At 66.5% G+C, this 22,289-nt stretch carries 23 protein-coding genes and 1 pseudogene; 7 read left to right on the top strand and 17 right to left on the bottom strand.

Translation table 11 applies throughout. From position 1 onward, the window contains the following. Together ASC81_RS26565 and ASC81_RS27020 are read right to left on the bottom strand one after the other, a co-directional pair. Positions 1–520, bottom strand: a pseudogene (locus ASC81_RS26565) (transposase); the annotation flags it as partial. Between the two features lies 1 nt (position 521). Next, the coding region (locus ASC81_RS27020) for a transposase (protein WP_235533648.1) at positions 522–623 on the bottom strand (102 nt) is incomplete at its 3' end. Between the two features lie 273 nt (positions 624–896). On the opposite strand from ASC81_RS27020, the gene ASC81_RS12840 reads away from it, so the two are divergent. Together ASC81_RS12840 and ASC81_RS12835 are read left to right on the top strand one after the other, a co-directional pair. Then, complete coding sequence (locus ASC81_RS12840) at positions 897–1,199, top strand: hypothetical protein (RefSeq protein ID WP_056267429.1); 303 nt, start codon at positions 897–899, stop codon at positions 1,197–1,199. Positions 1,200–1,267: 68 nt separating this feature from the next. After that, positions 1,268–1,636, top strand: coding sequence for a glyoxalase superfamily protein (locus ASC81_RS12835; RefSeq protein ID WP_056267426.1), 369 nt, complete (start codon positions 1,268–1,270; stop codon positions 1,634–1,636). A 66-nt stretch (positions 1,637–1,702) separates the two neighbouring features. On the opposite strand, the gene ASC81_RS12830 is transcribed toward ASC81_RS12835, so the two are convergent. Then, entirely contained in the window at positions 1,703–2,809 is a 1,107-nt protein-coding gene (locus ASC81_RS12830; protein WP_056267425.1) for a S8 family serine peptidase, read from the bottom strand. A gap of 174 nt (positions 2,810–2,983) precedes the next feature. Here ASC81_RS12830 and ASC81_RS12825 point away from each other — a divergent pair, with 174 nt between their 5' ends. After that, positions 2,984–3,916, top strand: a complete 933-nt coding sequence (locus ASC81_RS12825) for a hypothetical protein (protein WP_056267422.1) — start codon at positions 2,984–2,986, stop codon at positions 3,914–3,916. A 35-nt stretch (positions 3,917–3,951) separates the two neighbouring features. On the opposite strand, the gene ASC81_RS12820 is transcribed toward ASC81_RS12825, so the two are convergent. The 11 genes from ASC81_RS12820 to ASC81_RS12770 all read right to left on the bottom strand — a co-directional run bounded on the left by ASC81_RS12820 (position 3,952) and on the right by ASC81_RS12770 (position 16,281). Further along, positions 3,952–4,932, bottom strand: coding sequence for a LysR family transcriptional regulator (locus tag ASC81_RS12820; RefSeq protein WP_056267419.1), 981 nt, complete (start codon positions 4,930–4,932; stop codon positions 3,952–3,954). Between the two features lie 169 nt (positions 4,933–5,101). Beyond that, positions 5,102–5,854: a FadR/GntR family transcriptional regulator gene (locus ASC81_RS12815; RefSeq protein WP_056267417.1), complete on the bottom strand. Its 753-nt coding sequence runs from the start codon at positions 5,852–5,854 to the stop codon at positions 5,102–5,104. Between the two features lie 26 nt (positions 5,855–5,880). Beyond that, a complete protein-coding gene (locus ASC81_RS12810; protein WP_056267414.1) occupies positions 5,881–7,776 on the bottom strand; it encodes a glycoside hydrolase family 97 protein in 1,896 nt (631 codons plus the stop codon). 8 nt (positions 7,777–7,784) lie between these two features. Further along, positions 7,785–8,729 (bottom strand): family 43 glycosylhydrolase, encoded by a 945-nt coding sequence (locus ASC81_RS12805; RefSeq protein ID WP_056267412.1) that lies wholly within the window; start codon positions 8,727–8,729, stop codon positions 7,785–7,787. Further along, positions 8,726–10,261 carry an alpha-N-arabinofuranosidase gene (locus tag ASC81_RS12800; protein ID WP_056267610.1) on the bottom strand — a complete coding sequence of 512 codons (1,536 nt, stop codon included), beginning with the start codon at positions 10,259–10,261 and terminating at the stop codon, positions 8,726–8,728. The genes ASC81_RS12805 and ASC81_RS12800 overlap by 4 nt, the downstream gene beginning before the upstream one ends. Continuing rightward, positions 10,261–11,592, bottom strand: a complete 1,332-nt coding sequence (locus ASC81_RS12795) for an ABC transporter substrate-binding protein (RefSeq protein WP_056267410.1) — start codon at positions 11,590–11,592, stop codon at positions 10,261–10,263. The genes ASC81_RS12800 and ASC81_RS12795 overlap by 1 nt, the downstream gene beginning before the upstream one ends. Continuing rightward, on the bottom strand, positions 11,592–12,425 hold the full coding sequence (locus ASC81_RS12790; RefSeq protein WP_056267408.1) for a carbohydrate ABC transporter permease: 834 nt from the start codon (positions 12,423–12,425) through the stop codon (positions 11,592–11,594). Before ASC81_RS12790 ends, ASC81_RS12795 begins: the two co-directional genes overlap by 1 nt. Further along, positions 12,422–13,312 (bottom strand): carbohydrate ABC transporter permease, encoded by an 891-nt coding sequence (locus ASC81_RS12785; RefSeq protein WP_056267405.1) that lies wholly within the window; start codon positions 13,310–13,312, stop codon positions 12,422–12,424. Before ASC81_RS12785 ends, ASC81_RS12790 begins: the two co-directional genes overlap by 4 nt. After that, positions 13,309–14,400 carry an ABC transporter ATP-binding protein gene (locus ASC81_RS12780; protein ID WP_056267403.1) on the bottom strand — a complete coding sequence of 364 codons (1,092 nt, stop codon included), beginning with the start codon at positions 14,398–14,400 and terminating at the stop codon, positions 13,309–13,311. Before ASC81_RS12780 ends, ASC81_RS12785 begins: the two co-directional genes overlap by 4 nt. 16 nt (positions 14,401–14,416) lie before the next feature. Continuing rightward, positions 14,417–15,343, bottom strand: coding sequence for an arabinan endo-1,5-alpha-L-arabinosidase (locus ASC81_RS12775; RefSeq protein WP_056267400.1), 927 nt, complete (start codon positions 15,341–15,343; stop codon positions 14,417–14,419). Beyond that, a complete protein-coding gene (locus ASC81_RS12770; RefSeq protein WP_056267399.1) occupies positions 15,343–16,281 on the bottom strand; it encodes a dihydrodipicolinate synthase family protein in 939 nt (312 codons plus the stop codon). The genes ASC81_RS12775 and ASC81_RS12770 overlap by 1 nt, the downstream gene beginning before the upstream one ends. Before the next feature lie 221 nt (positions 16,282–16,502). Between ASC81_RS12770 and ASC81_RS12765 the strand changes: the two genes are divergently transcribed. Genes ASC81_RS12765 through ASC81_RS12750 form a run of 4 tightly spaced genes read left to right on the top strand, consistent with a single transcriptional unit; the run spans position 16,503 to position 19,727 of the window. Beyond that, the gene (locus ASC81_RS12765) at positions 16,503–17,267 is read left to right on the top strand and encodes an SDR family NAD(P)-dependent oxidoreductase (RefSeq protein ID WP_056267396.1); all 765 of its coding nucleotides are present in this window, start codon (positions 16,503–16,505) and stop codon (positions 17,265–17,267) included. After that, positions 17,264–18,340, top strand: a complete 1,077-nt coding sequence (locus ASC81_RS12760) for an aldose epimerase family protein (RefSeq protein ID WP_056267394.1) — start codon at positions 17,264–17,266, stop codon at positions 18,338–18,340. The genes ASC81_RS12765 and ASC81_RS12760 overlap by 4 nt, the downstream gene beginning before the upstream one ends. Positions 18,341–18,349: 9 nt before the next feature. Then, complete coding sequence (locus ASC81_RS12755; RefSeq protein WP_056267391.1) at positions 18,350–18,820, top strand: acyl-CoA thioesterase; 471 nt, start codon at positions 18,350–18,352, stop codon at positions 18,818–18,820. Then, positions 18,810–19,727 (top strand): SMP-30/gluconolactonase/LRE family protein, encoded by a 918-nt coding sequence (locus ASC81_RS12750; RefSeq protein ID WP_056267388.1) that lies wholly within the window; start codon positions 18,810–18,812, stop codon positions 19,725–19,727. The genes ASC81_RS12755 and ASC81_RS12750 overlap by 11 nt, the downstream gene beginning before the upstream one ends. A gap of 600 nt (positions 19,728–20,327) precedes the next feature. Here ASC81_RS12750 and ASC81_RS27535 read toward each other — a convergent pair. From ASC81_RS27535 to ASC81_RS12735, 3 genes are all read right to left on the bottom strand, one after another. After that, positions 20,328–20,564: a hypothetical protein gene (locus ASC81_RS27535; protein ID WP_056267384.1), complete on the bottom strand. Its 237-nt coding sequence runs from the start codon at positions 20,562–20,564 to the stop codon at positions 20,328–20,330. A gap of 263 nt (positions 20,565–20,827) precedes the next feature. Further along, positions 20,828–21,616, bottom strand: a complete 789-nt coding sequence (locus tag ASC81_RS12740; protein ID WP_156392048.1) for a hypothetical protein — start codon at positions 21,614–21,616, stop codon at positions 20,828–20,830. A gap of 15 nt (positions 21,617–21,631) precedes the next feature. Next, entirely contained in the window at positions 21,632–21,970 is a 339-nt protein-coding gene (locus tag ASC81_RS12735) for a hypothetical protein (RefSeq protein WP_056267379.1), read from the bottom strand. Between the last annotated feature and the right edge of the window lie 319 nt (positions 21,971–22,289).

Here is a 22,289-nt window from a genome sequence, read left to right as displayed (position 1 = left end):
CGGCAGATCGGCGATGTGCCGCTGGAGCTCGCCCAGAAGTTCTTCGTCCGGTGCTGGCGTCCGGTTGATCCGCGCGTCGTGCCAGTCGCTCGGGCGATGCAGCCGGAGGTGGACGTTAGAGCGCGCCAGCCCCAGTGCGTCGCAGACGGCCTTCACGGCTCGTCCTTGGGCAACAAGGGCGAGCGCGCAATCCACTTTTTTTCGGCGGCGTACTCCACGGCTTCCTTGAGGATTTCGTTCTCCAAGGTCTTCTTGCCCAGCACGCGCTGCAGCTTGGCGATCTCCGCGCGTGCGGCAGCGAGCTCGGACGCTGGCACCACCGACTCACCAGCAGACACCRCCACCAGCGCGCCTTCTCTCTCGAGCTTGCGCCACTGGAACAGCAGGCTCGCCGCCACGCCCTGCTGGCGCGCCACCAGCGACACCGACATGCCCGGTTCATAGGTGCGCCGAACCAGCGCAGCCTTCTCCTGCACCGACCACCGCCTGCGGCGCTGATCGGTCATCACGATCTCTACAGNCTGGCGCGCCACCAGCGACACCGACATGCCCGGTTCATAGGTGCGCCGAACCAGCGCAGCCTTCTCCTGCACCGACCACCGCCTGCGGCGCTGATCGGTCATCACGATCTCTACAGACTCCGTCCGCCTAGTCATATTCACAGTCCTACTCCTATCCTCAAAGATAAGCGATGGACCGTGTCCGGTCATTCAGGGGGCTAGCTCANCACGATCTCTACAGACTCCGTCCGCCTAGTCATATTCACAGTCCTACTCCTATCCTCAAAGATAAGCGATGGACCGTGTCCGGTCATTCAGGGGGCTAGCTCACAGGCGGCGGCTGATCGGCGATGACGCATCCGCTTCCCAGCGGACCCGTGGTCCGACAATTCCGCGATGGGCTACCTTACCTTCGACCTCACCGACAGCTCCGACGACATCCTCACGCTGGAAGCAATGGCTTCCACGCGCGAAGCTGAGCATGCGGCCGTAATGGCCGAGGTGGCGCTAGTGCTGGCCTGGGCGCGGGCCGATTTCGGTGGCCGGCAAGGACCGGTAGAGGATGGCAATGCCTGGGATCACGAGTTGCTGATCCAGCATGAGGCCGGCGGGTGGATCACTGTCACGCTGACGTTCAGCGCCTCGCCGGAGTTCGCGGAGGCCTTTCAGGAAGTCTTCGTCAAGACTGAGGACGACTGACGCGGGTTGCACTGCACCGCGCGATGGCGTCCTGTTTCGGCGTCGCACTTGGCCGGCACACTGCGCCCATGCACTTCGACCAGACCACCCCCATCCTGCGCAGCTTCAACGAAGCCAAGGCGCGTGAGTTCTATGTGGATTTCCTTGGCTTCAAGGTCGACTGGGAGCACCGCTTCGAGCCGGGCCTGCCGCTCTACATGCAGGTATCGCGCGGCAGCTGCGTGCTGCACCTGAGCGAGCACCACGGCGACTGCTGCCCCGGTGCGGGCATGCGCATCCGTGTGAGCGACATCGATGCCTTCCACGCCGAACTCAGCGCCAAGCACTACGGACATGCGCGGCCCGGCATCCAGGACACGCCCTGGGGTTCGCGCGACCTGTCCGTGACCGACCCGTTCGGCAACCGGCTGACGTTCACGAACGCTGTGAGCACCTGACGAGCCGCTGGGACACACGCGGTCCGACGCAGCAGCGCCGGCGCCACTTCCCGATCAGCACGAAGGTCATTCGCTGGACTGGGAGATGGCGGCAAGCTTCACCAGCTTGTCCAGCGCTACGAGCGACTCGTAGGCATTGACGCGCGGAAACTTCCGATTGGTATTGGCGACGTTGTCGTCCTCATCGTCGCCGTCGACGATCCAGGTTGATGTCGAACGGAGCACCTCCTGCAGCAACGGCACCGGCGGCAGTTCACCGGTGAGGCGCTTGTAGAACTGCTGCATCAGCAGAACGACGCCCGACACCGTCGGCGCCGCCTGGCTGGTGCCGTCCTGCACCGATGTCGCATCGTCGCTGGCGGCGCCGGCCGATGTGGCGGAAGCCCCGGCCGACATCACATCGGTATAGCAATCGGGGCTGGCCTCCTTGGAGAGCCGCTGCGTGAATGGCGTCATCTGGTCGGCGTGCGTCGAGAACGCGCTTGCGCCGCTCTTGTAGTGGCGGGGGCCGACCGACGCGTCGTATACCGCGCCGACCGAGATGACCTCGCGAAAGATCGCCGGCATGCTCATGCCCTCGGTCTCGAAGGACTTGTAGTCGTTGCCGGCAGCCACCACGACGGCGATGCGCCGTGCGTGAAGTTCCTTCAGGATGGCCGCGAGTTGCGGAAGCTCGGCGCGCACGCCGGCGTCGTCGCTGAGATTGACACCCGGGACGCCGAGCGAGAGGTTGGCGACGCTGATGTCCAGGCGGGTCGCGTTCTCGCTGATCCATACCAGCGCGTTGATGATTGGCTCCAGCGTGGGTGCCGGCAGCACCTTCAGCGGGACGACGCGTGCACCCGGTGCGATGCCGCGACGCTCGTCGCTGGTGCCCGCTGCGATGAGGCCCGCCACATTCGTGCCGTGGCCGTTCCTGTCGGTGACGAGGCCAGGGTCGCCGCCGTCATCAGTGGTGAAGTTGCGTACTTCGGGCACCCGGCCTGCAAAGCACTTGTGAGTCACGCGCAGGCCGGTGTCCAGCACAGCGACGGAGAGCCCGGCGCCATCGACGTTGTAAGACGCGCGCGCGCTCGGCGCCCCTAGCAGCGCATCGATCTCCGTATCGGCCGTGTTCAACAGCGACGGCGCAATGGTGGTGGGCGGCGTCGGGTCGGGGATGTAGAAGTTCATGGCGTGGCTCCTCGATAGCGGTTCAACAGGACGAAGGAAGCAGCCTTGGCTGCGGGTGACGCTTTTTCGCTGGCCAAGCGCGGCAGGTCATCCGCAGAAATGACGAGTCGCTCATGCATCGGTCCCGGCAACATCGCGCCGCGGCTATGCGCCGTTCAAGCGGGGAGGCCGCCCATGGACATGGCACTGAAGGACATCGGCATCACATTCCTGGTCGGCGCGTTTACGGTCCTCGCGCTCGACTGGGTGTTGCTCCACATTGCCGGACTCAACCTGACCGGCTTCTTCAGTGGAGAGCGGTTGGGGCTGGAAGTGCCCGATAGAGCCGGAAAGCCGGTGGCGCCCTTGAAGGCCTATGGGCACAAGAAGTCCTTCGACCCAACGATGACGGCGGCCGTGTTCGCCGGCCTGTCATTCGGTGTCGGAATCCTGGCGGAAGACCTGTCTTACAAATACATGGATAGCGTCCCGGTGCCTTCCTGGCGATCCATCCATGCGGAGCAGCTGTTCGGGGACGATGAGCTCTGGAACTTCCAGAAGGATTCGCGCCTGAGGACGCTGCTCAAGCGTGATCGGGCGAGGGAAACCGGATGGCTTCCCAAGGATCTCGCCAAGGACCTCGCCAAGGCCAACGCCTTCTCGTTGGCCCGCATCGACAAGGCGGCGGATGTCGAGGCCTGGCTGACCTCGCCGACGGCGTCAGCCGCCAACCTCGATCCGGACGCCCGCGACAGCTGCGTGGACGCAGGCTGCATCCGGGGCGAGACGCTGAAAGGTGCGATCGCCAACCTCTATTACTTCGCCAAGAACAAGGTGTACGGCGACAAGAACTACTACGACGAGATGCGGCGGATCCAGGCGCGCATGGAGTTCTCCAGATCCATCGCGCTCGTGTCATTCTTCTATCTCATCGTGAGCATCTTCGTTGGCGCGGTGGTGTTCTGTTGCCGACGCAACGTGCCGTTGAAGGCCATAGGGCGCCGCACGGGCACGGCGTTGGCGGCGCTTTTCTGCATCCATGCCGCCGCTGTCTGGGCCTATGAACGTGAAGCCGATGAGTTCAACAAGCGCGCGTTCGGCTACTTCAGCAGCATGCGATCCCGCTGAACATCAAGCCCTGATTCGAATGCCTGCTCGAAAGCTCAATACAAGTCCCGCGCCGCCAGCCTCACCTCGTGCAGCAGTTGCCTGGCCCCCGGCGACATCAGATGCCCTTCACGCGTGATGATCCCGAACGCGTCCATGTGGCACGGCAGCTCGATCGGCAGGATCGCCAGCACATTCAGCGACGCGTAGTAACGCGCCACTTCGACGGGCATCACATGCAGAGAATCGGTCTGCTGCAACAGCGCCGTGATCAACAGCAGCGCCGTCGTGTCTACCACGTTGCCCGGCGGCTCCAGCGCGGCACGGCGGAACATCAGCTCCCAGCGATGCCGCAACACGCTGCCGACCGGCGGCAGGATCCACGGCTGGTTGGCCAGGTCGGCGAGCTTCAAGTTGTCGGACTTGAGCAGCGGGTGCCCGACACGCGCCACTGCGCAGGCGGGCTCGACCGTCAGCTCCTCGTAGTGCATGCCGGCAGCGCCTTCCTCCTCGACGATGCGGCCGATCATGAAGTCCAGCTTGCCGCGGCTGAGCATGTCCAGCAGCGCCTTGCTGCTGTCCATCTGCACACCGATGCGCAGCTTGGGCGCCTGCAGCTTGATGCGCGAGATGGCGCGCGGCAGCAGACCCATGGCGGGGGTCATGATGACGCCGACCTCGACCTGGCCCGACAGGCCGTGCTTGAGCGCGACGATGTCGTCATGCGCGGCGGACAGCGACGTCAGCGCCATCCGCGCGTGGCGGATCATGGTCTCGCCATAGAGCGTGGGTTCCATGCCGCGTGGGTGACGCTCGAAGAGCTTCACATCCAGCATGTCCTCCAGGTCCTTGAGCTGCTTGGACGCGGCGGGCTGCGTCATGCACAGGACTTCGGCAGCGCGGTGGATGTTGCGCTCGTCGTCCAGCGCGATCAGCAGAAGCAGCTGACGTGTCTTGAGCCGTGCGCGCAGGAACCAGTTTGGGTTGGGGCTGGCGTCGGTCAGGCCGCCGTTGTCGTCGTCGCTATCGCGGGCCATGTCAGGTATCCATGCCGCACTCGCGGCGGCCGTAATGCATCGCTTCGGGCCGAGCGCCGGGCCGCTCCCAAGCCGGCCCGTCATGGCGATGTGTTGCCGGTCAATCCGGCAAGCATCGCCGTCTCCTCGGGGGACCGACCAAGGTACGCCTTGGGCGAGGGGCTTCATTTCACGCAAGATTGACTCTGCCATCGTTGGCCAAGACGCTGTTGATGTCGTCCCCCGTCTCGTCGAGCTGTACCAGCGTGGCTTGGCGGGCGCCCAGCGGATCGCGCGCCTGCAGCGCCGTCAGGATCGCCTTGTGACGCGGCAGCGAGAGTTCGTGCGTGTTGGGCAGTTGGCTGGACAGCGTGATGGACTCACGCAGCGCCAGCGACAGCATGTTGCCGATGTAGGCGAGCAGGTCGTTGCCCGTGGCCTCGGCAATGCGGCGGTGGAAGGCCAGGTCGGGCTCCAGCAGCTCTTCGGTCGTCTTGGCGGCGGCCATGCCTTCGTAGGCCTTGGCAATCGACGCGAGCTGCGCGTCTGTCGCGGCCTTGGCCGCCAGCGCGGCGGCGGCGGGCTCGAAGATCTGGCGCACTTCCAGCAGCGTCTGAACGAAATCGCGCTGCGGGCGGGACTGAATGAGCCAGTACAGCACGTCGGGGTCCAGCAGATGCCACTCGTTGCGCGGCCGCACGATGGCGCCGGCGCGCTGGCGAGAGACCACCAGGCCCTTGGCGACCAGCACGCGCACCGCCTCGCGCAGCACGGGTCGGCTGATCTCGTAGCGCTCCAGTAGCTGGGCTTCGGGCGGCAGCTTGTCGCCGGGTTGGAGCTCGCCGCCGACGATGGCCAGCCCCAGCTCGCTGACGATGCGACCGTGCTGGCTCTTGCCCTCGGATTGAGCGCTATAGGTGGAGTGGTCCGCTCGGGTTCGCATGGGCGCCGGGCCTGGAAAAGCCCGCATTATCGAAAGCGCGCGACGAAGCCGCCGCGGGGCGCCAATGTCAGTTGGGCGGCTGGTGCTGCGAGCTTGCGCTCGGCGAACTCGCGCTCGCCCGCGCCGTCGGTGATGAGCTGGCCTTCCCGCTTGCCCAGCCAGCCGAGGTCGAGCTGCACGTCGCGCGGCTGCCCGTCGGCATTGAATCCCGCGATGAACCACTGCTTGCCAGCGCGGCGCGCGATGACGGCGAACTTGCCCGGCTCGCCGGCCAGGAAGCGCATCTCGTCCCACTGGCGCGGCAGCTCGCGCAGGAAGCCCTTCACGTAGGAAGGCACGCTGGCCATGCCCTCGGGCGTCTCGGCGTAGTGCTGGATACCGGACAGGAACAGCACGCTCTGCGCCAGTTCGAAGCCGTTGCGCGTGGTGCGCTTGATCTTGGGGATGTCGCCGAACACCATGGGCGTGAAGTCCATCGGGTCGAACAGGTTGCGCGTGAACGGCAGCATCGCGGCATGCGGGGCGATGACGTCCTGGTCTTCCTGCGTGAAGGTCACGAACTCGAAGCCGCGCACGGCCTCCACCGTCATCAGGTGGGGATAGGTGCGGCTCCAGCCGCGCGGCAGCGTGGCGCCGTGGAAGTTCATCAGCAGCCCGGCTGCGGCCGACTCCTTCAGCAGATCCACGTAGTAGGCCTGCATGGAGGCGCCGTCGCCACCGAAGAAGTCGACCTTCAGGCCGGCCACGCCCATGGCCTTCATGCGCGCGAACTCGCGCTGCCGGTCGGCGCGGTTCAGCAGCGCGCCGCGGGGCGTCTGCGGGGTGTCGTTCCAGTCGCCGGCAGAGTTGTACCAAGCCAGCAAGCCGACGCCCTTGGTCTTGCCGTAGTCCGCCAGCGCCTTCATCTTGGCGTCGCCGATCTGGCGGTCCCATTCCGCATCCACCAGCGTGTAGTTCCAGCGCATGTCAGCGGCGTAGTCGATGAAGCGCTTCTGCACGTCGTAGACGGTGGCCTCGTCTTTCAGCAGTGCCCAGCTCCAGGACGCATGGCCGGGCTTGAGCTTGGCCTTGTCGAAGGGCACGGCGGGGGCGGCGAGGTCGGTGCCGAGGGTGGACTCCATGACCGTCTTCAGCGGGCCGATGGCCAGCACGCGCCAGGGTGTCGTCAAAGGCCCGTTCACGTCGGCGAGGACGTGGCCGCCGGTGAACACCTCGCTCGGGTCGGGCAGACCGATGCGGTAGGTGCCGCCGGTCGAGTCAGCCTGCAGGCGCGACGCGTGGAAGCGGCCGTCCATGTCTGCCTCGGTCAGCGCCACCCAGTTGGCGCCGCTGCGGAACAGCGCGGGGAAGATCCAGCCGGCCGGCATCGGTGACGGCGTGCCGACGGCGATGTCCACCTGGTAGTGCTCTTCGTAGGACGGGTTGACGCGCTTGTAGCCCGACTTGGCGGCCGCCATCGGCTGCAGCCAGGCGCGGGCCTCGGCGGGGAAGGCGAAGCTGGTCAGCTCGTCCTTGAACGTCTTCTGGCCCGCGCCGTCCACCGTGTAGCGCAGCGCCAGGCCGTCGTTGGAGGCGCGCAGCGTCAGCACGGCCTGCTGCCCGGCCGCGTTGGCGACGGTGAAGCGCTGCTCGTTGGCGCGGTAGTCGACGCGGCTCTTCTTGCCCGCGGCCAGCGTGTACTGCTCGCTGTGGACCTTCACGGGAGACGTCGCGACAAGCTTGAGCCCGTTGGCAAAGTCGCCCTGCTCCAGCACCAGGCCCAGCCGCGAGGCCAGCAGCACGGGCTGGCCGGCGCGCTGCACCGTGTAGACAAGCTGCTGCTCGGCGTTGACCGACACGTCGACCTGGAGCTGGCCGTCTGGGCTGCTCAGCGCGTGGGCGAGCGCGGGCAGGGCGAGCAGGAGCGAGGCGATGTGGCGCATGTTGTTCCTCAGAGGGAATAGGGGCCGTCGGCGACCGGCGTGCCGAAATCGGGGAAGCCGTCCGCGCGCCAGCCGAAGGCCTGTACGCGTGCATGGCGGTTGGGATCGTTCAGCGGGTCGCCGACGATGGCACGGTAGCTCCGCGCGTGATAAACCAGCAGATCGGTCTTGCCGTCGGGCGTTGTCGTGAAGCTGTTGTGGCCGGGGCCGAACTGGCTGACCGGCTCGTGCGTGCAGAACACCGGCGTGGGCGACTTGTGCCAGCTCGCAGGGTCGAGCAGGTCAGCGTGCTCGTCGGCCCACAGCAGACCCATGCAGTAGTTGGCATCGGTCGCGGCGGCCGAGTAGGCGATGAAGATGCGGCCGTGGCGCTTGAGCGGCGCGGGGCCCTCGTTGACGCAGAAGCCGATTCGCTCCCAGGCCAGGTCGGGCCGCGTGATGACGACCGGCTCCGTCTTCAAGGTCCACGGGTTGGCCATCTCGGCGAGGTAGAGATTGCTTTCGGTCGGCGGGCTCTTTTGCGCCCAGCAGAGGTAGCGACGCCCGTTGTGCTCGAAGGGCGTCGCGTCCAGCGAGAAGCCTTCTTCCGGCGTGAGGATCTGGCCTCGTTCGATCCACGGGTCCGTCATCGGATCCTGCCCCGAGCATTCGAGGACATACATGCGCAGCTTCCAGATGTCGTCGCGCTCGCTGGCGGCGAAGTAGACATACCAGCGCCCGTCAATGCGGTGCAGCTCCGGAGCCCAGACATGAAAGCTCATCGGACCGCTGTCATGTGCCCGCCAGATCACTTTCGTGGGTGCGCCCGCGAGGCCGGCGATGCTGTCGGCGGTGCGGATCTCGATGGCGTCGTAGCGTGGCACCGACGCGGTGAACCAGTAGCGGGCGTCGACCAGCGTCAGGTGCGGGTCGGCGCGCTGCTCGACGACGGGGTTGTGCCAGGCGTTGCTCATGAGCGGACGGCCCTGGTGACGATGACGTTCCACGATGCCGGTTTCAGCAGCACGCGCAGCTGCTCGCCGTCGACGAGCACATCGGGCAGCGGCTGGGGCGCCACGCGGTCTGGCGCATCGGCGGTGTTGGTGGCGTGCAGGTCGGCCGAGTGCAGTTGCTCGGCCAGCACGAGCTGCCGTGCGTTGCCCAGACCGCGCAGCGTGATGGACAGGTCCATCTCGTCCGTCAGGCTGCGGTTGAGCAGGAAAACGGCCGTCTGCCCCGTGGCGGCGTCATCCACGACGCTGGCGCAGAGATACGGCACCTCGCCATGTAGCGCGTTCGCATATCCCGGCGACTTCACGACCGGTCGCAACACCTGGCCGCGGGCCCAGCGCGCCGCCTGGGCGAAGGGGTGGAAGATCGTCTGCCGCCAGGCCGGCCCGCCGGGCTCGGTCATGATGGGCCCGATGACGTTGACCAGCTGCGCCATGCAGGCCACCTTGAGCCGGTCCGCGTGGTTCATCATCATCGTCAGCATGCCGCCGATCAGCAGCGCGTCTTCCGCCGTGTAGATCTCCTCCAGCAGGCGCGGCGCCTCGGGCCAGCCGACCGGCTTGAGATGCTCGCCATGGCGCGCGCGGTACCAGACGTTCCACTCGTCGAAGGACAGCATCAGCCGCTTGCTCGACCGCTTGCGCGCCGCCACCGAATCGGCAATCGCCACCGTATCGCGGATGAAGCGCGCATTCGTCTCGATCTGCGCCAGGTAGCTCTCGGTGCTGGTATCGGCCGCCTGGCCAATGGGCGGCTTGACGAAATAGCTGTGCAGCGACAGGTAGTCCACCTGCTCGTAGCAGTGCTCCAGCACGCGGTCTTCCCAGATGCCGTAGGTGGGCATGTCGTGGGCCGAGGAGCCGCAGGCGGCCAGTTCGATGGACGGGTCCACCATGCGCATCAGCTTGGCCGTCTCCTTGGCGATGCGGCCGTACTCGTCGGGCGTCTTCTGGCAGATCTGCCAGGGGCCGTCCATCTCGTTGCCCAGGCACCAGAACTTGACGCTTAGCGGGGCCTCGGCGCCGTGCGAGCGCCGCAGGTCCGACAGCGCCGTGCCGCCGGGGTGGTTGCAGTATTCGAGGTAGTGCCGTGCTTCGTCCGGTCCGCGCGTGCCGAGGTTGACGCCGAACATCGGCTCCATGCCCACCAGGCGGCACCAGTCCATGAACTCGTGCGTGCCGACTTGGTTGGTCTCGGTCGAGTACCAGGCCAGGTCGAGCCGGCGCGGGCGCTGGTCCTTGGGGCCGACGCCGTCCTCCCAGTTGTAGCCCGACATGAAGTTGCCACCGGGGTAGCGCACGATGGTGGCGCCGAGTTCGCGCGTCAGCGCTGCGACGTCGCCGCGGAAGCCCTGCTCGTCGGCGGTCGGGTGGCCTGGCTCGTAGATGCCGGTGTAGACGCAGCGGCCCAAGTGCTCGACGAAGACGCCGAAGAGGCGGCGGTCCAGCGGGGCGATGTCGAAGTCGCGGTCGACGGTGAGGGAGGCTTGGAACATCATCGACGGGCTTTCTGCAGGGCTTTGTTGACGCGCTTCTCGACGCTGGCCTGAACCTCCGCCACCGGCTTGCCCGACAGCAGCAGGTTGGCCACGTCCTCGCCGATGAGCAGCTCGATGTTGCGTTGCGTGGGCACGTTGCCGGGCATGGAGGCACCCGTGCGCGTGATCTCGGCCAGCGACTCGCGCTGCGGCAAGGCACGGAAAGCCTCGCTCTGCGCCACGGTTTTACTGACTGGCAGGTGACCGGTGCGCGACCACTCGGCGCTGCGGTCCCAGACAAACTTCAGGAACTTCACGGCGGCCTCGTGGCCCTTGGCGTCGGTCGTACCGCCCTTGAACAGCGCCCACGAATGGCCGTCGGCGAACACCGCCGGCTTGTCGTACAACTGCGCGAACGGCCGCACCGCGTATCCACCCTGCAGCGGGGAGTCGGGCTTCCTGGATTCGCGCAGGAACTGGTCGATGGTCCAGGTGCCGACGACGACGACGCCGGCCTCGCCGTTCAGGAAGGCCTGGTTGGCGGCGGCGTAGTCCAGGTTGGGCCGCACATGGCCTTCCCGGTAGAGCGTCTGCATCAGCGTCAGCGCCTTGGTCACGGCGGGCTGCTGCATGTGGATGCTCTTGCCGTCTTGCGCGAACAGTGCCGCGCCCTGCTGCGCTATCAGCGACTGGAAGGTGCGGTTGTTGGCGGCCGTTTCGTTGGCCACGGCCCAGGCGAAGTAGGGCTTGCCGGTCTTCTGCTTGAACTGCCGTGCCTGCGCCAGCAGTTCGTCGGGCGAGCGCGGCAGAACGGGCTGGCCGTCGGCGGTGGTCAACGCGGCCTGCTTCATCAGCCGGGTGTTGATGTGCCACAGCCAGGCCCAGGTGTCGAAGGGCAGCGCATAGGTCTGGCCGTTGAACGTGGTGCCCTTGCGCGCATGCTCGGTGAAGTCATCCACGGGGATGCCGATGCGCTGGAAATCGTCGTCCAGCGGCAGCACCAGCTTGCGGCGCACATAGTCTCCGAGTGCGGACTCGTGCATGACGGCCACGGTCGGGATGTCCTTGGACACAAGCCGCGCAGTCAGCTGGTCGTAGTACGGTCCCCACTCGCCGATCTGGGTGCGCACGACGATGCCGTCGGGGTTGGTCGCATTGAACTCGTTGACCAGCGCGGTGACGATGCCGCACTCGCCGATGCCATCGGACACCTTCGCCACCTGGCCGAACTGCGACTCGCAGCTGCCGAAGAAGCGCATCAGCGTGATCTCGGTCTTGCCGGCGTCAGGCGTGCGGGCGCCGCAGGCGGCGAGCAGCGCGGCGGTCAAACAGATCAGCAGGCGCTTCATCACTTGCCCGTCCCCGCGACGGCCGTCACCAGATGGCGTTGGAAGAACAGATACAGCATCAGTGCGGGCACGCCGGCGAACACGGCCTGCGCCATGAGGAAGCCCAGCCCTTCCGACTGCGCGAAATTGGTCTGCGTGGAGGCCAGGCCACGCGTCAGCGTGTACATGTCTGGTTGCGTCGCGATGACCAGCGGCCACAGGTAGTCGTTCCAGCAGGCCAGGAAGGTGAAGATGCCGAGCGTCGCCTGTGCCGGCAAGGTCAGCGGCAGGATGATGGTCAGGAAGGTCTTGAAGCGCGATGCGTTGTCCAGCATCGCCGCCTCTTCGAGCTCGGCCGGGATGGCCTTGAAGTACTGCGTCATCAGGTAGACACCAAACGGCGCGGCCAAGCCCGGCAACGCCAGGCCAGCGATGGTGTTCTGCAGGTTCCACTCGGAGAACAGCCGGTGCAGCGGGATGAAGACCGACTGCGCTGGCACGGCCAGGCCGAACATGACCAGCGCGAACAGCCACTTGCGCCCCGGGAACTCGCAGCGCGCGAAGCCATAGCCGGCCAGCGACGACAGCACCAGCACGCCCACCGTCTGCAGCAGCGCGACGAGGGCACTGTTGCCCAGCCAGCGGAACACCTGCGAGGTCTGCAGGATGTCCAGGTAGTTGGCCAGCGTGTAGGGCGGCGCGAGGAACACGTCGGTGTGCCGCAGCAGGAAGTCGTTGGGCTTGAAGGACAGGGCCAGAACCCACAGCAGCGGCGCCATCCAGACCAGCGCCAGCAGCGTGAGCGCGACCATCACGAAGCGGTCGAACCAACCGCGTCTGAGCAAAGGATTCATCGCGCGGCTCCCTTGCGATCACGCTCCAGCCAGAGCTGGGTGGAGACGCCGATGAGCATGATGGCCAGCAGCACCTGCGAGGCGGCGGTCGCATAGCCTAGCGAGAGCTGCATGAAGGCCTGCTCGTAGGTGAACTGCACGATGGACCGCGTGGTGTTGTTGGGCCCGCCGTTGGTCATCAGCATGATCTGCGGGAAGACCTGGAACTGGCGAATAACCTCGATCAGAGCCACCAGCACGATGGCGCGTTTCAGGCTCGGCAGCGTGATGTGCGTCAGCACGCGCCAGCGCGGCGTGTTGTCCAGCGCGGCGGCCTCGTAGATGTCCGACGGGATCTGCTGCAGTGCCGACAGGAACAGGATCATCGGCAATCCGATGATCCACCAGACGGTGACGAGGGCGATGGTGGTCAGCGCAAAGGCGTCGCTGGTCAGCAGCGGCAGCTCGGGGATGCCGAGTGCCTGGAATGCCTGGGCGATGAGGCCGCGTTCGGGCATCAGGGCCAGCTTCCAGACCAGCGTGATCAGCGTGACGGAGAAGACCGACGCGCAGAAGAAGGTGGCGCGCAGGAAGGTGGCCAGCCTGCCAGGGCGGTTCAGAGCGATGGCGAGCATCAGCGACAGGATGACGAAGATGGGCGTGCTGATCGCGACGAAGCGGATGGTGTTCCACACGACTTCATGGAAGACCTCGTCGCTCCACAGCTCCTTGTAGTTGGCCAGGCCGATCCAGAAGCTGTCGTCGGACAGCAGGTCGTGATCGTGGAAGCTGGTCCACACGCCCTTGGCGAGCGGCCACAGCAGCATCAGCACGTACAGCGCCACGAAAGGCAGCACAAAGAGGGCATAGGCCGGGCGCGAGGCGCGCAGCCCGACGGCAGCGCTCATGCCAGTGACTCCTGTGCGTGGTGGGCCCGGCCGCTTTCGTCGAACAAATGGGCCTCGGCCACATCCACGCTCACCGCCACATGCGAGCCGAGTTTCGGAGAAGCCCCGGCCGGCACTGTCACGATCAACGGCGAGCCGCCTTCAAGCTTCAGATGCGCCAGCGTCCGCTCGCCGAGGAACTCGACCAGCTCGACACGGCCTCGCAGCGGGCCCTGCTCTGCCACCCGCAGGTTCTCGGGTCGCACGCCCAGCGTCAGGCCTTGCGCCGGCAGGCCGTCGGTCGAAACGCGCGTCGTCACCCACTGGCCGCCCGGCACCGTCACGACGACGCGCCCGCGGTCGTCCGGGGCGCGCTGCACGGGGATGAAGCCCATGCCTGGCGTGCCGATGAAGCTGGCGACGAAGCGCGTGGCCGGCCGGCGGTACAACTCGGCCGGCGTGGCGACCTGCTCGATGGCGCCGCCCTTCATGACGACGATGCGCGTCGCCAGCGTCATCGCCTCGATCTGGTCATGGGTGACGAACACCATCGTCGCGCCCAGCCGCTGGTGCAACTGCGCGAGCTCCAGCCGCGTGCGACCGCGCAAGGCCGCGTCGAGGTTCGACAGCGGTTCATCGAACAAGAAGATGCCGGGTTCCTTCACCACCGCGCGGCCAATGGCCACGCGCTGGCGCTGGCCGCCCGACAGCTGCCCCGGCTTGCGGTCCAGCAGCGTGTCCAGCTCCAGCATGCGGGCCGACTCGGTGATGCGCTTGGCGATCTCCTCAGAAGGGATGCCAATGTTCTTCAGACCGAACGCCAGGTTCTCGCGCACGCTCATGTGCGGATACAGCGCGTAGTGCTGGAACACCATGGCGAGGTTGCGCTGACCCGGCGGGGCCACCGTCACGTCGCGATCGCCGATCAGGATGCGCCCGCCGCTGACTTCCTCGAGCCCCGCCACCATGCGCAGCAGGCTGGTCTTGCCGCAGCCCGACGGGCCCAGGAAGACGACGAACTCGCCTTCGGCGACGTCGAGCGACAGGTTCTCGATGACTTGCACCGCGCCGTAGCGCTTGCAGACGTTTTCCAACTTCAGGCCAGCCACGGTGCTCGTCTCCGGTTCATTCTTCTTGTGCGACCACGGGCCAGCCGTCGTCGGACCAGGCGAGGCGCTTGAAGCGCAGATGCGGCTTGCCGCCACGCGTGGTGTCGTAGGCGTGGTGGACCAGCCAGTCGCCGACGACGTCCTGGTGGCCCGGTCCCTTCCAGCGCGCGCCGCTTGCGGCGAGCACCTGGGTCCCGCCGGCGTCCATCAGGTCCTTGCCGTCTCGGTCGAGGTAGGGCCCCGTCACGCTGCGGGCGCGACCCACGCGGACGTTGTACGTACTGTCGGCGCCCTTGCAGCACAGGTCATAGGAAGCGAACAAGTAGACCCAGTCGCCGCGGCGCTGAATGGTGGGCGCCTCGATGGCGGGGCTGCGGGCAATGAAGCGCGTGCTGCCGATGGGGTGCAGGGTCGCCGCGCTCAGCTCGGTCAGGCGCAGGCCACCCCAGAACGAGCCGTAGCTCATCCACAGCTTGCCGTCGCCCTCGACAAAGAGGTCGGGATCGATGGCGTTGAAGTTGTCCGTCGCCGTGCTGGCCACCACCAGGCCGTCGTCGCGCCATTCGCCGCCGTCGGGCTTGTCGCTGCTGGCCAGGCCGATGGCCGAGCGGTTCTTGCCGAAGGTGGAGATGGAGTACAGCAGCCAGGTGCGGCCCCGGTGCTGGAAGACCTTGGGCGCCCAGACGTCCACGCCCTTGTGCGCGGGCACGGCCTCGGCCCACCAGGCAGGCGCCTGCGTGAACACCGGCGCCAGGCGACGCCAGGTCTTGCCCTGGTCGGTCGACTCCAGCCGCTGCACGCCCTTGCCGGTCGTGAAGACGAACCAGTGGTCGCCCTGGATCAGCAGCGTGGGGTCATGCGCGCCCGTGTCGCCTTGCGGCTCGACGGCGCTCGCGGGTACGGCCAGGCACAGGGCCAGCAGCGCCGCGAACAGCGCCCGCATCAGTTGCCCCAGCGAAGGACCAGGGGATCGAGGCGTCTTGCGGCATCGAGCAGGCCGGCGCGCACCTCGGGGCTCATCTCGGGGAAGGGATGGCGCGGCGCGTCGCTCTTGATGACGCCGCCTTCCTTCATCAGCGCCTTGGCGGTCAGGATGCCGCCCTGGCGGTTCTCGTAGTTGATCAGCGGCAGCCAGCGGCCGTACTGGACGACGGCCTCTTCACGATCGCCGCGGTGGAAGGCGTCGAAGATGAGCCGGATGCCGTCGGGGAAGCCGCCGCCCGTCATTGCGCCGGTGGCGCCGGCGTCCAGGTCGGCCAGCAGCGTGATGGCTTCCTCGCCGTCCCACGGGCCTTCGATGGCCGCGCCGCCGACGCGGATCAGCTCGCGCATCTTGCTGGCAGCCTGCGGCATCTCCAGCTTGAAGTACTTCACGTTGGCGATCGTTGTAGCCATCCGCGCCAGCAGCGGCACCGACAGCGGCGTGCCGGCCACCGGGGCGTCCTGGATCATGATCGGAATCTGAATGGCGTCGGACAGGCGCTGGTAGAAGCTCTCGATCTGGCCTTCCGACACGCGGAAGGTGGCGCCGTGATACGGCGGCATGACCATGACCATGGCCGCGCCGAGCGATTGCGCGAGCTGGCTGCGCTCGATGCAGATCTGCGTCGAGTAGTGCGTCGTCGTGACGATGACCGGCACGCGGCCGGCGACGTGTTCCAGGATCGCTCGCGTCAGCGTCTCGCGCTCGGCGTCCGACAGCACGAACTGCTCGGAGAAGTTGGCCAGGATGCACAGGCCGGTGGAACCCGCGTCGATCATGAAATCCACGCAGCGCAGCTGGCCGGGAACGTCCAGCGTGCCGTCGGCGTTGAAGATGGTCGGAACGACGGGGAAGACGCCGCGGTAAGGTCGTGCGAAGGCGGTGGCGGAGGCGCTCATGATGCGGTCCCTTGTCTCTGTGGGAAGTTGGATCAAGCACCGGCGGGCGGCGCACGGCCAGCTGTCATCGCCGGCATGGCGCTCATTAAAGTATGACTATTTATCGTTGATCATCGGGGTTAACCCGAAAACTGCTGCCTTTGCAAACAAAAAAGTATGACTAATAATTCCCGCATCGCCTGGCCAATGCAGCCGGGCCGGATGCTGCAGGAGACCGACCGATGAGTTCTTACGCCCGCTACCCCAGCCTCCAGGACCGCAGCGTCCTGATCACTGGCGGGGCCACCGGCATTGGCGAAACCCTGGTGGAGAGCTTTGCCGAGCAGGGCGCCAAGGTGGCCTTCATCGACCTGGCCGCCGAGGAAGGCAAGGCTTTGGCCGACCGGCTGGCAGGCGCGCGCCATGCGCCGCAGTTCATGGCGGCCGACCTGTCCAACGTCGAGTCCCTGCGCGGGGCGATCGCCGCGCTGCGCCAACGCAGCGGCCCCTTCACGGTGCTGCTCAACAACGCCGCCAACGACAAGCGCCACGCCGTCGAAGACACCACCCCGGAGTTCTGGGACGCCAGCGTCGCCGTCAACATCAAGCACCAGTTCTTCACCGCCCAGGCCGTGCTGCCCGACATGAAGGCAGCCGGTGGCGGCAGCATCATCAACTTCGGCTCCATCAGCTGGATGCTCAAGCAGGGCGGCATGCCGGCGTACACGGCCAGCAAGGCCGCGGCGCAGGGCCTCACGCGTTGCCTGGCGCGGGACTTCGGGCCGCACAAGATCCGCGTCAACACGCTGGTGCCGGGCTGGGTCATGACCGAAAAGCAGTTGAAGCTCTGGGTCACTGAAGAGACCAAGCAGGAGATCGCCAAGGGCCAGTGCATCAACGAGCCGCTGATGCCGCAGCACATCGCTGCGATGGCGCTGTTTCTCGCGGCGGACGACAGCGCCATGTGCACGGCGCAGGACTTCATCGTCGACGGCGGCTGGGCATGAGCGTTCGGTGCGTCGAATACGGGCAGCTGCCCGATGGCCGCGTCGTCCATGAATACACGCTGGACAACGGCCTGGGCCTGAAGCTGACGGCCATCACGCTGGGCGGCATCGTCACCGGCCTGTGGGTGCCGGACAAGCAGGGCCAGGCTGGCAATGTGGTGCTGGGCTTCGACAACCTCGGCGACTACGTCCACCGCAACCCTTCCTTCGGCATCATCGTCGGCCGTTACGGCAACCGCATCGCGGGCGCCAGCTTCGAGCTGGACGGCCAGACCCACACGCTCGCCCGCAACGACGGCCCCAACTGCCTGCACGGTGGCACGGAGGGATTCGGCCACCGGCTCTGGACGGCCGCGCCCGTCGAGCCGCCCGATCTCCTGCCTGGCGAGGCCGCGGCGCTGGTCTTGAACCTCACCAGTCCGCATGGCGAGCAAGGCTTCCCAGGTGAGCTGCAGGTCAGCGTGCGCTACTCGCTGAGCGCTGCCGACAACAGCTGGCGCATCGACTACCGGGCCACGACCGACCGCGCCACCGTCGTCAACCTGACTCATCACGACTACTTCAATCTCGCCGGCGACGGCAGCGTCCTGCGCCACCGGCTGACGATTCCGGCTTCGCGGTACAGCGAGGTCGACGCGCATCTGATTCCGCAACGTCATGCGCCGGTGGAAGGCACGCCCTTCGACTTCCGCCAATCGACCGCTATCGTCGCGCGCATCCGCAAGGCCCATCCGCAACTGCTGTTCGGCAAGGGCTATGACCACAACTGGCTGCTCGACGGCGCCCTGGACGCCGACGGCCTGCGTCCCGCCGCGACTCTGGAAGACCCGTATTCCGGACGCCGCATGGACATCCTGACCAGCGAGCCGGCGATCCAGTTCTATTCCGGCAACTTCCTCGACGGCAGCCTGGTCGGCCCCGAGGGGCGCATCTACCGCCAGGGCGACGGCCTGTGCCTGGAGACTCAGCACAACCCGGACTCGCCGCACCACGACGCCGGCACCGACTGGCCCTCCACGGTGCTGAGGCCGGGCGAGGTGTTCCGCAGCACCACAATCCATCGCTTCAGCTAGGAGCGCTCGATGGACCTGCCCGCCCACCAACTGACGATGACGGTGCTGATGACGCCGGACACCGCCAACTTCGCCGGCAACGTCCACGGCGGCAACATCCTCAAGCTGCTCGACCAGGTCGCCTATGCCTGCGCCAGCCGGTATGCGGGGCGCTACGTGGTCACGCTGTCGGTGGACCGGGTGATTTTTAGGCAGGCCATCCACGTCGGCGAACTCGTCACCTTCCTGGCCAGCATCAACATGACCGGCACCTCGTCGATGGAGGTCGGCATCAAGGTCGTGGCCGAGAACATTCGCACGCAAGACTCGCGGCACGTCAACAGCTGCTATTTCACGATGGTGGCCGTGGGCGACGACAACAAGCCCGTGCCCGTCGCACCGCTGCGCCCCTTCACCCCCGATGAGCGCCGGCGCCATGCGGCCGCGCTCGCCCGCAAGCAGGCCCGCGCCAGCCTGGAAGCTTCACCCGATGCCCACTGAACATCCCTTCACTCTCGCGCTCGCCCAGGCCAACAGCCTCGGCGAAGGCCTGCAATGGCATGGCCCCAGCGGCCGCTGGTGGTGGACCGATATCGAGGGTGCCTGCATCTACGCCTGGACGCCTGGCGCCAATGCCACGCTGCAGGTCCGCCTGCCCGAGCGAGTCGGCTGCTTCGTGCACGGACGCTCCGGCGCTATTGTTCTGGCCATGGCCAAGCGGCTGGCGCGCCTGACGCTGCCCGACCTGCAGGCCACCGGCAGCATCGCCGGCGAACCCGAGACCATCACGTCGCTCGAAGCCCACCTGCCCACCACACGCGCCAACGATGGTCGCTGCGACCGCAGCGGCGCCTTCGTCTTCGGCACGCTGGACGAGGCCGAGCCCCGTCAGTCCATCGGCGGCTTCTACCAGTACTCGCTGGCCAGGGGGCTGCGCCGCCTGCCGCTCGACGGCGTGGCCATCGCCAACAGCATCTGCTTCAGCCCCAACGGCCAGCGCATGTACTACTGCGACACGCCCAGCCGCCGCATCATGGTCTGCGACTACGACTCGGCCAGCGCCCGCGTCAGTGAGCCGCGCGTGTTCGTGAAGAAGGAGGCCCGAGACGGCTATCCCGACGGCTCCTGCATCGACGCCAAGGGCTGCCTGTGGAACGCCGAATGGGGCGCGGGCACGGTCGCCCGCTACGCGCCCGACGGTCGGCAGCTGGGCCGCTACTCCGTCCCCGTCAGTAACACCACCTGTCCCGCCTTCGGCGGCCCGGCCGGTGACCAGCTGATGGTCAGCACCGCCCGCGAAGGCCTGAGCACGGCCGATCTGATGGCCCGTCCGCTGTCCGGCAGCCTGTTCGGCATGACCGTCGAGACGGGGCTGTATCTGGTTGAGCCGCTGTTCAACGACGCTTGATCCAGCGCGGGCTTCTGCACCCAGGCATCCATCCGCGCCGTCCGACAGCTTCAACACGAAGTCGCCTTCGGGATGAGCGGGGCCTCACGGCCCTCTGGCATGGCGGTGGCGTGGTGAGCAAGATCGGCTGATCCTGCGCGCCAGAGTTGGTGTGCATCAGGCATCGCTAACGCGAACCATGGCTGATCAAGACACTCCCTCCAAACGCCGTCAGCGCGAGCACAGCCCAGAGCTCAAGCGCGAGTTGGTTCGGCCATGCCTGCTGCCCGGCAACCTCATTTTTTTCGTACGAGGTGCGGATTTCCGTTAAATGCGACGACGTGTCCAATTTTTTTAGTACGACAGCCCAACAGTCAGCGCTGTGTCTCGCCGCGTCGCACTGGCTTGGCGGGCCGAGCAAAAGCAGCTGCCCTCACTTCGCCACATTTCGACGTCGTCCGCCTTCGGCAGCCGCCGGAAACAACCGATGCAGAACATAGAAAACCTCCTGCAGCCCGCATGAATGCTCACTTCTCGACTGAACTTTAGTGAGCATGGACCCAAATATGGACCCAGCCATGCCATGTGTCTCAGCCGCAGGGGTGCGTTGCTTCATCGAATCTATCCCAGACTAACGCCTTCCCTGCGCATCGCTCGCACCAGCGCCTCGGCCAGCTCCTCGGTCGAGCCAGGCTTGCTGACTTTCGGCTTGGCAAGCGTCTTGATGATCTCCCCCTGGCGGCGGCCCGACACCGTGCCATAGCTGTAAAAGGTCGTCAGCACGCCCTCGTGCCCGAGGTTCTGGCTCCATGCCTTGAAGTCCTCGGGCGACTGGCAAATTGTCTCGCCCAGCTGCACCAGCGTGCTGCGCAGGCTGTGCGGGTTGAAGTAAGGCAGTCCGGCCGCCTCGAAGGCCTGTTTGAAGATGGCCCGTATGGGCGCAGCCGTCGCCCAGCCCTTGCGGTCGATGCCGGTGGCTTCGAAGTGCAGCTTTTCGCCCCAGCTCGATGCGGGTTGCCGGAAACAGGGGGGCGTCGTTACCCCACAGCAGATCCCGGCGCAGGTGCGTCAGGCGCGCCAGCAGCTCGGCCAGGGCCGCGTCTGGCGTGGCTGGCGCCATGTCAGGCCGCTGCAGCCTGGGCCGGGCTTGCCTGCTCCACCGGTGCCGGCGCGTGCGGTTCGATGCCCGAGTCCTCCAACATCTGCCGCAGGCTCAGGTCGATCTCGTCATATTTGAGTGAACACGAGTTCGGGTGCGTGATGCGGATGTTCACCGTCTTGGGCGGCTTCCCTTCGGCCACAAACACCGTCGCTGCCAGGTCCACCTGCGTCACGTTGTAGAGGTGCAGCGGCACAGATTGGCCCACCTGCGCCAGCAGCTCATGCACCGCCTGCCGGTTGCTGCGCCCGTCCGCCTCCACCGTGATCTTGTCGCCCGCTCGCACGCGCGACGACAGCCGCAGCTTCTTCACCACCACCGTGCCGATGCTGCTACCCAGAGCATGCGTGAACTCGAAACCGGCCTGCGTCAGCGGCGCCAGGTCATACACCCGCTCGTCCTTCGGGTCTGGCGGCAGCTCGTCCAGCTTCAGGATGGCCTGCGCAAACATGCCTTGAAGCGCGGCGATGAACTTCTGCCCGCCCCGAAAGTTCAAGTCCAGCGTTCCCTCGCCTTGCGCATAGACGAACACGATTTCGAACGCCGGGTTGTGTGGTCGCGGGTTGAACTCGCCATCCACCCACTCCACGCTGCGCTGCGCGTGGTCCTCGGGAAAGGCGAAGAAGTAGTCCCGCTCCCCGCGTCGGTAGGCCTCCACCACGCAGTTCCGGCCCCGGCCTTCGGTCGCCCGGAAGTAGTTCTTGATGAGGTCCGCCAGCCGCGCCACGCTGGCCTTGTCCGTTGCCGCCACCACGCGCGGCAAGTTCTAGCGCTTGCGCCAGTGGGTGAGCTGGTCGGCGTAGTGAAAGCGCTGCGCGCCCTTCCAGCACTGCGGGTGATCAAGAAACGTCACCAGTGCCCGTGCCGGGTGGTCGCCCAACGCGGCCAGGTCGTCGATGAAGGCCTGCAAAGCGTCCGGCTCATCCGCGGGCTGCCAGCGAGCCTCATCGACGATGGCGCCAAAGCCCTTCGCGTTGCTCATCAGCCAGATCTCGCGAAAGTCCGCCTCGGCGCTGCTGCGCTGCTCATCCGTCAAGCCTGTCCAGGCCTCGAACAACGCCTCTGGCTTGCCCTCGGGCATCGCGCCGAAGTCCAGGCCCGTCATCAACCTTCGTCCCGCGAAGTACCGCCCCAGCAGGGGTTTCGGCATCTGGCGAAAGAAGTCTTTGCTCGAATAATGTCGACTCATCCGGCTCCTCCCCGTCACTGATGGACGTTATGGGCAGCTAATGTACAAACACGGCCAGCGCGCACCAAGCGCAGCCACGCCGCCGGGCCACCGGCAGAGCGACAAGATCAGGGGGAACCATTGGCCAAAAAACGCACCGCCGCAGCGGCAGCAACGCCTGCCAGCCAGACCGGCACCTACCGCCACAACCAGCAGGCCGTTCAGCGCCCCGATGCCGGCGTGCAGGACCAGTTCA

Origin of the sequence: Pelomonas sp. Root405 (assembly GCF_001425165.1) — a bacterium.
GTDB lineage: Bacteria > Pseudomonadota > Gammaproteobacteria > Burkholderiales > Burkholderiaceae_C > Pelomonas.
Note: the sequence above shows the minus strand (reverse complement) of the source record. Positions and strands in the feature narration are given on the sequence as shown.